We start from the raw sequence: 10,300 nt of genomic DNA, 5'->3' as shown, positions 1-10,300 counted from the left end.
TTTATGCCTGTGTTGAGAAGCAGGTAAGCAGAGTAAAAAATTTGGGTGATTAGCTCAGCTGGGAGAGCATCTGCCTTACAAGCAGAGGGTCGGCGGTTCGATCCCGTCATCACCCACCAACTAGAAACTAGTATCTGGATACTAGAAACTAGATAGCGGACCGGTAGTTCAGTCGGTTAGAATGCCGGCCTGTCACGCCGGAGGTCGCGGGTTCGAGTCCCGTCCGGTCCGCCATATACCTTAACCCTTACGATACCTGTCGTAAGGGTTTTGTCGTTTATAGGACCTGTAAACAAAGGGTTAAACACATGATGCTGTGGTTTGTGGCCTTTCGTTTTTAAAGCTAATTTCCCCGTTTTTCTTACTTTTCTCTCTCCTCTCTGAAAAGCTGTGGTCTGAGCCCTTCCGAGAAATCAGGTTTGAGTACCAATAACATGACCTACGGTAATAATATCTGCAATGGCCAGCTTGGTGATCTTTTTAAAGTCCATCTTGAACTGATTGGAATATTCCAGGCTATACATCACTTACCTTGCCATCAGTCAGCTCATTCATTAAGGCACTGACAGATTCGGCGCTGTGGCCTTTGCCTTCATCAAGTTCTTTCATTGCCGCCACCGAGGTTTTATTGGGCTGCTGAACTCGCACTTCAAACGGGATGCCACCGTGATTGATGACCGCCTTGGCAAAGAGCTTAATGGCCTGAGAAGTACTTAAACCAATGGCTTCGCAGATATTAGTAAAGGCAGCCTTGGTATCGTGATCGATACGGGCGCTGAGCATTTCCTGCCTCATTTTTCACTCTCCATAAGTTAAATATGTCTTACATTGTTATACATTGTACGACAAGTTATAGAAGGATATCGGAGATATTCAAGTGCAGTGGATGCCGCTTCCCTGGTTAAAGAAAAGGAAATCCGATGGCCATTAACAATAACGATGACAGCCTGATCGAAAGCGCGAAGGCCAATGGGCTGGAACCGTTCGAATTTTTGATAAGTGCAAGCTTTGATAGAGCCGCATCTTCAGTAAATATATCGGTAGTCGTTTGATTAAATTCGCTTTGGTTAGCTACTTAATATCCTGTTGATTGGCTTCATTCCTCTGACGGATAAACGACGCTTTGATGGAAGCTGCTTCAAATCATCAATGCTACACCGACCATCAGCCTCTGGTTCATCTGCAAGGATCGGTAGAGCGAGTTACTTTCCATAGCGAAGCCAGCGGATTCTTTGTGATATTGCCTGAAAAGTTTGGACTCGATTAGGTTAAAGTAGAAAGCACGTCATGACTCGTCAATCAGCGCTGATGGAATAGGTGTCATAAGTTTCTGATAGCGTATCATGGAAGCCCCAGCCCATATCATGAGTATCTCTTAAGATGCTACGCAATCGGTCATCAAAATCATGAAAGAGATCTTCTTTGACAATGAATTTGATGGCGCTTTCATACATGCTTTCCATACTGCAATAAAAAGGTTCATCAATGTCGCCATACTCTTGGGTGCACCAGACGCCAGATTCCACAAATGTGAGCATGATGTCGGCAAGGCCAGCATTAGAACAGGATATTTTTTTGTAGTCTGAGATCGCTTTCCTGGCAACGGATGCTCTCATGGAGGGGAATTGCCTACGCCCCGATGGGATGTATTCATCCCTGACGATCTTTTTGTATTTTTCCAACACTGCGGAATCGTCATTAAAGAATGAGGCTTGGTAGAACTCTTTTATGTTGGCAAATTTCTTATAGAGATGGGCAATTTCTTCGACCAATTCATTCTGGTTCTTTTTCCTTAACTGTTTCTTCAGTTCAGTCAATGTTGGCTTTTTGGACATTTGTATAATCGCTCATTAAGAGACAGGCCAATGTTAGGGTGGTGACTTATAGCCTTATGAATGGTCAATTTCAACCACTTCTGGTCTGATGGATAAGTCAATGTTTGATGAGCTGCTGGCCAGCGTCCAGGAGCTGGATGATATTCGAGAACGAAAAAGCCAGCTGCAAGAGTGACTGGGTTTCCAGAGGTTGAAGTAAGAGCGATTCTTGAGAAGTTAGGGTTGAGTCAGGCGAAGTTTGCCTTGCTGATAGGTGTCAGCAAAAGACTCTGGAAAACTGGGAGCAAGGGCGTCGGCAGCCAATGGGGCCAGCCAAAGCACTGCTGAGAATTTTTGCGGTAGATCCGAAGGGGACTTTGAAAGCACTGCATGGATAGTTTCAAGGTACAATGGTTCTGTTAATGTTGGTTATCAAAACATTCCGCAGCCTTTTCCCTCGCCACCGCCATACACCTTGACCCTTACGATGTCTGTCGTGAGGGTTTTGTCGTTTATAGGATCTGTAAACAAAGGGTTAACAGCACCCCGATGGAGTTTTCACACTCCCCACAAACAAGCTATTTTCCCCTGTTTTTACCGTTTTCTCTATCCTCTTAGAAAAAGTGGAGGAATTGGCCCTTCGAGTCCTCCACTTTTTTTGTATTTCAATATCAGTAAGTTAGGTTACAATTTGCCGGAGGTCGCGATGGAGGTTTCAGTTCTCTCATTTGGTAGGCTCTCGGGACTGCGGGCGAACTTTTATACGTTTTTTTGTGGAGTTTGTGCAGAACCTCTCTGGTTATATCGGTAAATATTAATAATGAAAACGATTGGATTGATTGGTGGGATGAGTTGGGAGTCAACTCTAAGCTACTACAAGGGAATTAATGAAGGCGTTAAGACGTCTCTTGGGGGGTTACATTCAGCCAAGGTTGCCCTCTACAGTGTCGATTTCGCTGAAATTGAGAAGCTTCAGCACCAGGGTGAGTGGGATAAAACAGCAGAGATTCTGTCCGCTGCGGCTCGTTCTGTTGAAGCAGGTGGGGCTGATTTCTTTTTAATTTGCACTAACACCATGCATAAAGTGGCAGAGGCTGTTGAAAAATCCGTTGCCATTCCTCTGGTGCATATTGCTGATGCAACCGGCGAGCTTCTTGTCAAAGATGGTATAAAACGGGTTGGTTTATTGGGCACTCGCTTCACCATGGAGCAAGCGTTTTATAAAAATCGCTTGTCGGACAAGTTTGGTATAGACGTTGTTATTCCGGATGAAACTGAACAGGAGGTAGTCCATCAGGTCATTTACACGGAACTCTGTCTTGGACAGATCAACAACGCTTCCCGCAACCAATATTTGAAGATCATTAGCAGTCTGCATAACCAAGGGGCTGAGGCAGTAATTCTCGGTTGTACTGAAATTGCCTTGTTGGTTCAACAGACCCATACGACCATACCACTGTATGACACAACAGAAATGCATACCCAGAAGGCAGTGAAGTTAGCGATTGTTGAATAAAATAAACGGGTGGTAAATCGTAGACCGCTTCGGAAGTGCGTATGCCGGAGCATTGCTGGAAGAAATAGCGCCTCATCAATCGCTTGATGAGGCTTCAGGGGCTATGCTTGCAAGTTTGCTGAAATGCTCTCGCTGTTCGGTCCAAACGGAAGATCAGGTTAGAACGGCGTTATTTGATCTGCTGACAAAGGAGGATGACGTATTGGATAACACGTTAACTCCCAATCAGCAGAATCAAGCGATTAAGCCCTTGTTTGATACCCGGGTTGTTTCCCGGAAACGTAACAGCGCATTGTCTCCAGTACCCGGTTGACGTTACGGATTTTGAAAGAAGTCAATAAGACCCAGTTGAAACTGGAAATAACGTCGGGCTATCGCCACGGCTGCGCCATGATGCACCGACAGGCCATACTGGCCACTGAATTTTGTCCGCCCTATCACCGACGTGTAAGCCGGGTTGATCCTGGCCAACCGCCAGACGTTGCTCTTAGGTTTTGCCATAGGTGTGACAGGGAATGGTCCATTTGTTCAGCGGGTTACCGTAGCGGTCAATCAACGCCAGGGCCTGGTGGTCGGAGTTGATATCAAGACCCATCGCACTGGCTTCCGGGCGGGTACACGGATGACCTCGTATCGCAGCCGTTGTCACCAGCAACCGCCAGCCTTTCTCATCACGGGCAAACCGAAAGGACAGTGCTTGGACATAGTGTTTATAAAGGTCTCCAAACTGATCCGACCGGCCTTTAAGCCCAACGTCTGCCCTTCCGTTTTTTAAGCTATTTCCAGAACACTCTTTAAAGAGCTGGAAGCACTCCAGCAAACACTTAACACCAAGGATTCAGCAACTCCCAAACATCAATTAGTGCATCCTTGCATTGTGTGCTTTAAATTTCTGGGCAGTCCGTGGCCATGCCAGCTCAGAAATCAGACCAGATTACATGGGAGCGTCCAAGTGGAAGTTTCAGGTGGCTGATCCTGCTCGCCCTCGTGTTTTTTCTCCATATAAAACTCTTGCCAGGGACCATCAGGATAGCCAAGGTCCTTAAAATATTTTCGTGTATAACTATCATTTCTATCCAATTGACTCTCATAGTCTTCCAATGCTTTGGCCTGATCATCTTTTAACTGCTGTGCATAGATTAACCTCTTGACATTACCATCCGATTCTAGGAAAACTCTGCGCTTATCAAGCAATACCTCCTTAATCAGGTCAGCTGGAGTCTTCCCGTCATTATCCAGCTGCAACAGTGTTGACCTTCCAGTGCCGTCCAGCTGATTTTCCAGCAGATACTCAAAGACCTTCGGATGTTGCTGCTGTGTAGCGAGATGCAGCAGACTGCTCTGGCTGTTTGTGCTGTGCATCAGATGGTCGTCGTAGTAAACCTGGCGAAAATCTCGCCTGAGACAGTCACAAAGCTCGGACACCACGTCCAGGCTACCATTCGCGGCGGCCAAGCTTAGTAAGCTATCGCCGGTATTATTTACCGTATTATTGATTTTTCCAGCAGCTGACAGTTCGTGAATTAATATAAAAGCACCCTCATTCCAGCTGTTTAACAGGGCAAAATGCAAAGGAGTGTCAGCGTTCATGGCAGGTATACTCTTACCATCCTTTGTAGTAATTGCCAGTTCGTCCACATCAATTGCGGAGGTGCATTGATCAATGATGTCCGAACATTGAGGGTCAGCAAGTACTGCCTCAAGCAGCACCTTATCCTTTGCCAGGCAGGCAATGTGGAGCGGAGTAAGCTGATGGGGAAGGTTCCAGCTATCCACCAGACGACCATTGGGGGTAAGTAGTTCGGCAGCAACATCCTTGGCATTGTCAAGAAACGTCCCTACCTCTGCTGACTTCAGAAACTTGCTCGCCGCCTCTGTGAACTCAGGCACCGCTGATGCCTTATCAGATTCATACATGGGGCCCAGGACATTCTCCGGGGGCAGATTAATTACACCACCAGTACCATTCATAATATGCTCCTGTGTTAACTTATCAGTTGGAGCAGGTTCCCGGTAGAAAGTTCCCTTCAATCGTTTTTCTCGTTTTTCTTACTTTTCTCTCCTCTGTGAATGAGTCTTTGTCTGATGGCTTTCTCGAGCTGGTGGAGATGATGAGCCATCCACTTTGGGCTGATCCCGATATTCAGGCCATAGAAAACGCAGACGTATAGGGTGCTTAAAATTTTGACTGAGTATCATTGAAAATCAGCAATTACGCAAAATTGCAATGTTACTCGCGGATAAGTCGGCTGTGCTTAGTAATTGTCCTGAAATAATTTCTACATTTCCCCAGTCAGGGCAATGGCAAAGTTATACCACATGGGATATACGACTTGGGCAAAAACAAGTCAGTGGTTCATTTAAATACCAGTAAAGACACGTCTGAATTTTCTTGTGAGTGCATTGCTCTCTGGTGGCTTGAGCATGGACAGAAAGACTATCCAAATGAAGATGAGATATTAATTATGTGTGATGGTGGCGGTAGTAATAGTTCATCGTCGTACCTGTTCAAAGAGGATTTGCAAGCACTCTCCGATCGATTGAATTTAAAAAATCGTATTGCACATTATCCACCCTATTGCTCAAAGTACAATCCAATTGAACATCTTGTATTTCCTCATGAGAAGAGCCAGCAGTGGTGTACCTCTGGAAAGTATCGAGACAGCAAAGCACTATATTGAGAAAACTGAAACGACGACAGGGTTGAAAGTAGTCGTGAAAATAATCGATACGGTCTTTGAAAAAGGGCGTAAATACGCCGCTGATTTCAAAGAGAGGATGAGCATTCAATTTGATAAATTTCTGCCAAAATGGAATTACACTGCTGTACCAGGTGGAAAATGAAATGTCGATTTTATTTCGGGACAATTACTAAAGGGAAATTCCGCTTGGTCAGGCATTGCTATGGATAAAGCCATCCCTTGGGTGGAAGAGAAAAATAACATCCAACTGTCTGACTCCCAGAAAGGGGCCATTGGACTGGCGGTTCAGAATAAGTTTTGCATTATCACCGGTGGTCCCGGTGTGGGCAAAACGACGGTGGTTTACAGCATTCTGAAGATTTGATTGAGTAATGTGGCGTTACAGGAAGCATTGAACCCAAATGCGCTACCACGGGTTACCCGGTATGGCTGGACCTATGCACCGGGGGATAAGGTGATTCAAACCGTTAATAACTATGACAAGGAAGTGTTCAATGGCGACATTGGTCAAGTAAAAAGCATTGATATTGAAGAGGGCGAGCTGATGATTGAGTTTGATGGGCGGGAGGTGCTTTACCCTGTCAATGAGTTGGATGAAGTCCCCTTGGCTTATGCCACGACCATCCATAAAACTCAGGGTTCGGAATATCCTTGTGTGGTGATACCCATGGCCATGCAGCACTTCACTCTGCTGGAACGTCATCTGCTCTACACCGGAGTGACTCGGGGGAAGCAAATGGTGGTGCTGGTTGGGCAGCCCAAGGCGGTGGGGATGGCGGCCCGAACTCGCAAATCAAACTACCGGTTGACTAATCTTCAGACTCGATTGGGTTAAAGTAGAAAGCACGCAATGACTCGTCAATCAGACCAGATTACATGGGAACGTCCAAGTGGAAGTTTCAGGTGACTGAGCCTGCTTACCCTCGTGTTTATTCTCCATATAAAACTCTTGCCAGGGACCATCAGGATAGCCAAGGTCCTTAAAATATTTTCGTGTATAACTATCATTTCTATCCAATTGACTCTTATAGTCTTCCAATGCTTTGGCCTGATCATCTTTTAGCTGCTTTGCATAGATTAACCTCTTGACATTACCATCCGATTCCAGGGCAACTCTGCGAATATCAAGCAGTACCTCCTTAATCAGGTCAGCTGGCGTCTTCCCGTCATTATTCAGCTGCAACAGTGTTGACCTCCACTGCTGTTCAACTGATTTTCCAGCAGATACTCAAAGACCTTCGGATTTTGCTGCTGTGTAGCGAGATGCAGCAGACTGCTCTGGCTGTTTGTGCTGTGCATCAGATAGTCGTCAAAGTAAACCAGGCTAAACTCTCGCCTGAGACAGTTACAAAGCTCGGACACCACATCCAGACTGCCATAGGCGGCGGCCAGGCTTAGTAAACTACTGCCGGTATTATTTACCGTATTATTGATTTTTCCAGCAGCTGACAGTTCGTGAATTAATTTTAAAGCACCCTCATCCCAGCCGTTATACAGGGCAAAATGCAAAGGAGTGTCACCGTTCATGGCAGGCATTTTCTTATCATCCTTTGTAATTGCCAGTTCGTCTACATCAATTGCGGAGGTGCATTGATCGATGATCTTCCAACATTGAGGGTCAGCAAGTGCTGCCTTAAACAGCACCCTATCCTTTGCCAGGCAGGCAATGTGGAGCGGAGTAAGCTGATGGGGAAGGTTCCAGCTATCAACCAGACGATCATCGGGGGTAAGCAGCTCGGCGGCAACGGCCCTGGCGTTGTTAAGAAACGTTCCTACCTCTGCTGACTTCAGAAACTTGCTCGCCGACTCAGTGAACTCAGGCACCGCTGATGCCTTATCAGATTCATACATGGAACCCAGGATATTCTCCGGGGGCAGATTAATTACACCACCAGTACCATTCATAATATGCTCCAGTGCTAACTTATCAATTGGAGCAGGTTCCCGGTAGAAAGTTCCCTTCAGTCGTTTTTCTCGTTTTTCTTATATTTCTCTCCTCTGTGAATGAGTCTTTGGCTGATGGTTGTCTCAAACTGGTGGAGATGATGAACCATCGACTTTGGGCTGATCCCGATATTCAGGCCATAGAAAAAGCAGTCGTATAGGCCGCTTAAAATTTTAGAGTTAGTATCTGGTCGATTTTGTCAGTTTTGCTGCAGAGCCATAAATAATATGGTGTATTCCTCTGTGTGCTTGAAGAGATTGCTTTGCATGAGAAATGGCCTGTTTTAGTGTAAAAAATTATGAATTTATGAGAAATATGCCAATCTTTAGGAGAAAATATCACCTAAAGACTTTATTATGCTTTTGCGATTCTCTGTTGAAAACTATCGATCCTTCAGGGACAGGGTGGAGCTATCCATGGTTCCAAGCCGGGTTCGCACCCATTCTGGTCATGTTATCCCGCCTGGCAATCCAAAAGATATTGGTGCCCTGAAAGCAGCTGTCATCTATGGGGCCAATGCTTCAGGCAAGTCTAATTTGATCAAGGCTATGCATTTTGCCCGATTGATGATTGTCCAGGGTAGCCCGCAGGGGAAAAATCTAAACTATGACCCATTCCTGCTGGATAAGGATTGCTCTCAAAAACCATCACGTTTTGAGTTTGAGATCAAATGTGGCAAGAATAATTATGCTTATGGCTTTATGGCAGATAGCAAGTTTATTCAGGAAGAATGGCTGTACAAAATAGATAAAAAGGGTGAGTCCCCTGTGTTTGTTCGAACAAATGAACATAGTATTTCGTTTCCTGCCCTTAAGTTTAAGAGCAAGTACGATGAACAGTTTTTATCATTCACTGCCAAAGCGACTCCCGGACACCGGCTGTTTTTGTTTGAGTGTCAGGATCGTAATGTGACCAAGGCATTAGATTACATTAAGCCTTTAACGGAGGTTAATGATTGGTTTCATCATCGACTCAATATTGTTTTTCCTGATTCAAAGTATCATGGTCTGGAAATGGCCGTTCATTCTGATGATACCGTTAGTAGTCTTCTGGCAAGTGTACTCAGAAGCTTCGATACAGGTATCAATGATCTGTCATTGAAACAGGTCGATTTGATCAAAGATGTCTATGATATTCCTGACCATATTAAACAGGATATTATGGCAACCTTAGAAGCTGGTGAGGCCTCTTTGGTGTCAACCCCTGATAGTACCCTGTATCAGATTCTTAAAAATCAGAATGGTGAAATCAATACGTTTAAACTGATGACATCACATAAGAATCATCAAGGTGAATCTGTCGATTTTGATATCAATCAGGAGTCTGATGGCTGTCAACGTATTTTAGATATTGCCCCCGGATTATTGGAGCTCTTTTCGCAAGAAAAGGTTTATGTAATAGACGAAATAGATAGAAGTTTGCACTCAGAAATAACGATGGCGATTCTGAGTCAATTTCTATCATTAACCACTGGTCGACATAGCCAGCTGATTGTCACAACTCATGAGTCTAACCTTCTGGATGTGGGCCTCATACGACGGGATGAGATATGGTTCGCACAAACAAGCTCAGCGGGCATATCCAGTTTGTACTCGTTGGAAGAGTACCAGTCCAGACCGGACAAAGATATTCGGAAAGATTATCTGGTAGGGCGTTTGGGCGGTGTCCCTGTAATTAAAGATGGCTTAAATAATCTGGTCAAAGGTATAAATAATGGCTAGAGAACCCCGCCCATTCACACGTATTCGAGGTGTTCGTGATCCATCCTTAATCGTCATTGCCTGCGAAGGTGCAGCAACTGAGCCGGTCTATTTTCAGGGTGTGGCTGACAAGTCTGATGCGCTTGGTTCACGTCTCAAACTGAAGGTTTTACCGCCTCGGGAGGGTAATCTCAGCGCTCCCAGGTATGTTTTGCAGCAGATGAATACGTACAAGAAGTAATTCGGTATTGGTACTCACGACGAACTTTGTCTGGTGATTGATCGTGATCAGCAGGCATGGGAGGAGAAAGCCATTTCTGAAATTGCAAAGGCCTGCGATCAGAAGCAGTACCTTTTGGCATTAAGCAATCCTGCATTTGATCTCTGGCTTCTTCTGCACCATTTGGATGTGTATGCATTGGCGCAAGAAACAGGAACAGCTATATGCCAATAAAAAAAGTGCTCTTAAACGAAAGATAAAGGAATATGTTCGGTCCTATCAGTCTTCAGCACCAAATATTGATGATTTTTGGGATCTGACAGAGCAGGCAATAATATATGCAAAAAAATTGGATGAAGATCCAACATCACGCTGGCCTAACGGATTGGGAACGCGAGTCTAC

Annotated in this window: 15 protein-coding genes, 2 tRNA genes and 1 pseudogene; 11 read left to right on the top strand and 7 right to left on the bottom strand. The window is 45.1% G+C overall.

Translation table 11 applies throughout. From position 1 onward, the window contains the following. Nucleotides 1-43 precede the first annotated feature (43 nt). Nucleotides 44-119, top strand: a tRNA-Val gene (locus ACO6V1_RS20350). A 38-nt stretch (nucleotides 120-157) separates the two neighbouring features. Continuing rightward, nucleotides 158-234: transfer RNA gene (locus ACO6V1_RS20345), tRNA-Asp, on the top strand. 282 nt (nucleotides 235-516) lie between these two features. Here ACO6V1_RS20345 and ACO6V1_RS20340 read toward each other — a convergent pair. Beyond that, complete coding sequence (locus ACO6V1_RS20340) at nucleotides 517-795, bottom strand: type II toxin-antitoxin system RelB/DinJ family antitoxin (protein WP_422451080.1); 279 nt, start codon at nucleotides 793-795, stop codon at nucleotides 517-519. A gap of 125 nt (nucleotides 796-920) precedes the next feature. Here ACO6V1_RS20340 and ACO6V1_RS20335 point away from each other — a divergent pair, with 125 nt between their 5' ends. Further along, entirely contained in the window at nucleotides 921-1,052 is a 132-nt protein-coding gene (locus ACO6V1_RS20335) for a transposase domain-containing protein (protein ID WP_422451082.1), read from the top strand. A gap of 243 nt (nucleotides 1,053-1,295) precedes the next feature. Here ACO6V1_RS20335 and ACO6V1_RS20330 read toward each other — a convergent pair whose 3' ends face one another. Further along, a complete protein-coding gene (locus tag ACO6V1_RS20330; protein WP_422451084.1) occupies nucleotides 1,296-1,835 on the bottom strand; it encodes a DUF6155 family protein in 540 nt (179 codons plus the stop codon). A 799-nt stretch (nucleotides 1,836-2,634) separates the two neighbouring features. On the opposite strand from ACO6V1_RS20330, the gene ACO6V1_RS20325 reads away from it, so the two are divergent. Further along, nucleotides 2,635-3,330 carry an aspartate/glutamate racemase family protein gene (locus ACO6V1_RS20325; protein WP_422468250.1) on the top strand — a complete coding sequence of 232 codons (696 nt, stop codon included), beginning with the start codon at nucleotides 2,635-2,637 and terminating at the stop codon, nucleotides 3,328-3,330. 315 nt (nucleotides 3,331-3,645) lie between these two features. Here the strand turns inward: ACO6V1_RS20325 and ACO6V1_RS20320 are convergent, their stop codons facing one another. From ACO6V1_RS20320 to ACO6V1_RS20310, 3 genes are all read right to left on the bottom strand, one after another. Further along, a complete protein-coding gene (locus ACO6V1_RS20320; RefSeq protein ID WP_422451087.1) occupies nucleotides 3,646-3,831 on the bottom strand; it encodes a hypothetical protein in 186 nt (61 codons plus the stop codon). Further along, the gene (locus tag ACO6V1_RS20315; protein ID WP_422462971.1) at nucleotides 3,818-4,150 is read right to left on the bottom strand and encodes a hypothetical protein; all 333 of its coding nucleotides are present in this window, start codon (nucleotides 4,148-4,150) and stop codon (nucleotides 3,818-3,820) included. The genes ACO6V1_RS20320 and ACO6V1_RS20315 overlap by 14 nt, the downstream gene beginning before the upstream one ends. A 104-nt stretch (nucleotides 4,151-4,254) precedes the next feature. Next, nucleotides 4,255-5,301 (bottom strand): ankyrin repeat domain-containing protein, encoded by a 1,047-nt coding sequence (locus ACO6V1_RS20310; protein WP_422451091.1) that lies wholly within the window; start codon nucleotides 5,299-5,301, stop codon nucleotides 4,255-4,257. A gap of 362 nt (nucleotides 5,302-5,663) precedes the next feature. On the opposite strand from ACO6V1_RS20310, the pseudogene ACO6V1_RS20305 reads away from it, so the two are divergent. The 3 genes and pseudogenes from ACO6V1_RS20305 (at nucleotide 5,664) to ACO6V1_RS20295 (ending at nucleotide 6,867) form a co-directional block, all read left to right on the top strand. Then, a pseudogene (locus tag ACO6V1_RS20305) lies at nucleotides 5,664-6,174 on the top strand (ISAzo13 family transposase). Nucleotides 6,175-6,234: 60 nt separating this feature from the next. Next, on the top strand, nucleotides 6,235-6,396 hold the full coding sequence (locus ACO6V1_RS20300; protein WP_422451093.1) for an AAA family ATPase: 162 nt from the start codon (nucleotides 6,235-6,237) through the stop codon (nucleotides 6,394-6,396). A 9-nt stretch (nucleotides 6,397-6,405) separates the two neighbouring features. Next, nucleotides 6,406-6,867 carry an ATP-dependent DNA helicase gene (locus ACO6V1_RS20295; RefSeq protein WP_422468252.1) on the top strand — a complete coding sequence of 154 codons (462 nt, stop codon included), beginning with the start codon at nucleotides 6,406-6,408 and terminating at the stop codon, nucleotides 6,865-6,867. Nucleotides 6,868-6,894: 27 nt separating this feature from the next. Here the strand turns inward: ACO6V1_RS20295 and ACO6V1_RS20290 are convergent, their stop codons facing one another. Next, nucleotides 6,895-7,215, bottom strand: coding sequence for a hypothetical protein (locus ACO6V1_RS20290; RefSeq protein WP_422451094.1), 321 nt, complete (start codon nucleotides 7,213-7,215; stop codon nucleotides 6,895-6,897). After that, on the bottom strand, nucleotides 7,206-7,937 hold the full coding sequence (locus ACO6V1_RS20285) for an ankyrin repeat domain-containing protein (protein WP_422462967.1): 732 nt from the start codon (nucleotides 7,935-7,937) through the stop codon (nucleotides 7,206-7,208). The genes ACO6V1_RS20290 and ACO6V1_RS20285 overlap by 10 nt, the downstream gene beginning before the upstream one ends. 396 nt (nucleotides 7,938-8,333) lie before the next feature. On the opposite strand from ACO6V1_RS20285, the gene ACO6V1_RS20280 reads away from it, so the two are divergent. The 4 genes from ACO6V1_RS20280 to ACO6V1_RS20265 form a co-directional block, all read left to right on the top strand. Further along, nucleotides 8,334-9,698 (top strand): AAA family ATPase, encoded by a 1,365-nt coding sequence (locus tag ACO6V1_RS20280; protein WP_422468247.1) that lies wholly within the window; start codon nucleotides 8,334-8,336, stop codon nucleotides 9,696-9,698. Beyond that, a complete protein-coding gene (locus ACO6V1_RS20275) occupies nucleotides 9,691-9,918 on the top strand; it encodes a hypothetical protein (RefSeq protein WP_422451098.1) in 228 nt (75 codons plus the stop codon). Before ACO6V1_RS20280 ends, ACO6V1_RS20275 begins: the two co-directional genes overlap by 8 nt. A gap of 6 nt (nucleotides 9,919-9,924) precedes the next feature. Then, a complete protein-coding gene (locus ACO6V1_RS20270) occupies nucleotides 9,925-10,131 on the top strand; it encodes an RloB domain-containing protein (protein ID WP_422451131.1) in 207 nt (68 codons plus the stop codon). Further along, on the top strand, nucleotides 10,091-10,300 hold a 210-nt coding region (locus ACO6V1_RS20265), incomplete at its 3' end, for a hypothetical protein (protein ID WP_422468245.1). The genes ACO6V1_RS20270 and ACO6V1_RS20265, both read left to right, overlap by 41 nt.

It is taken from the genome of Endozoicomonas sp. ALC013 (assembly GCF_049310205.1).
Taxonomy (GTDB): domain Bacteria; phylum Pseudomonadota; class Gammaproteobacteria; order Pseudomonadales; family Endozoicomonadaceae; genus Endozoicomonas.
Note: the sequence above shows the minus strand (reverse complement) of the source record. Positions and strands in the feature narration are given on the sequence as shown.

Coding starts and splice junctions, on each gene's coding strand:
- ACO6V1_RS20340 (WP_422451080.1), bottom strand. CDS start 795: ATGAGGCAGGAAATGCTCAGCGCCCGTATCGATCACGATACCAAGGCT.
- ACO6V1_RS20335 (WP_422451082.1), top strand. CDS start 921: ATGGCCATTAACAATAACGATGACAGCCTGATCGAAAGCGCGAAGGCC.
- ACO6V1_RS20330 (WP_422451084.1), bottom strand. CDS start 1,835: ATGTCCAAAAAGCCAACATTGACTGAACTGAAGAAACAGTTAAGGAAA.
- ACO6V1_RS20325 (WP_422468250.1), top strand. CDS start 2,635: ATGAAAACGATTGGATTGATTGGTGGGATGAGTTGGGAGTCAACTCTA.
- ACO6V1_RS20320 (WP_422451087.1), bottom strand. CDS start 3,831: ATGGCAAAACCTAAGAGCAACGTCTGGCGGTTGGCCAGGATCAACCCG.
- ACO6V1_RS20310 (WP_422451091.1), bottom strand. CDS start 5,301: ATGAATGGTACTGGTGGTGTAATTAATCTGCCCCCGGAGAATGTCCTG.
- ACO6V1_RS20300 (WP_422451093.1), top strand. CDS start 6,235: ATGGATAAAGCCATCCCTTGGGTGGAAGAGAAAAATAACATCCAACTG.
- ACO6V1_RS20285 (WP_422462967.1), bottom strand. CDS start 7,937: ATGAATGGTACTGGTGGTGTAATTAATCTGCCCCCGGAGAATATCCTG.
- ACO6V1_RS20280 (WP_422468247.1), top strand. CDS start 8,334: ATGCTTTTGCGATTCTCTGTTGAAAACTATCGATCCTTCAGGGACAGG.
- ACO6V1_RS20275 (WP_422451098.1), top strand. CDS start 9,691: ATGGCTAGAGAACCCCGCCCATTCACACGTATTCGAGGTGTTCGTGAT.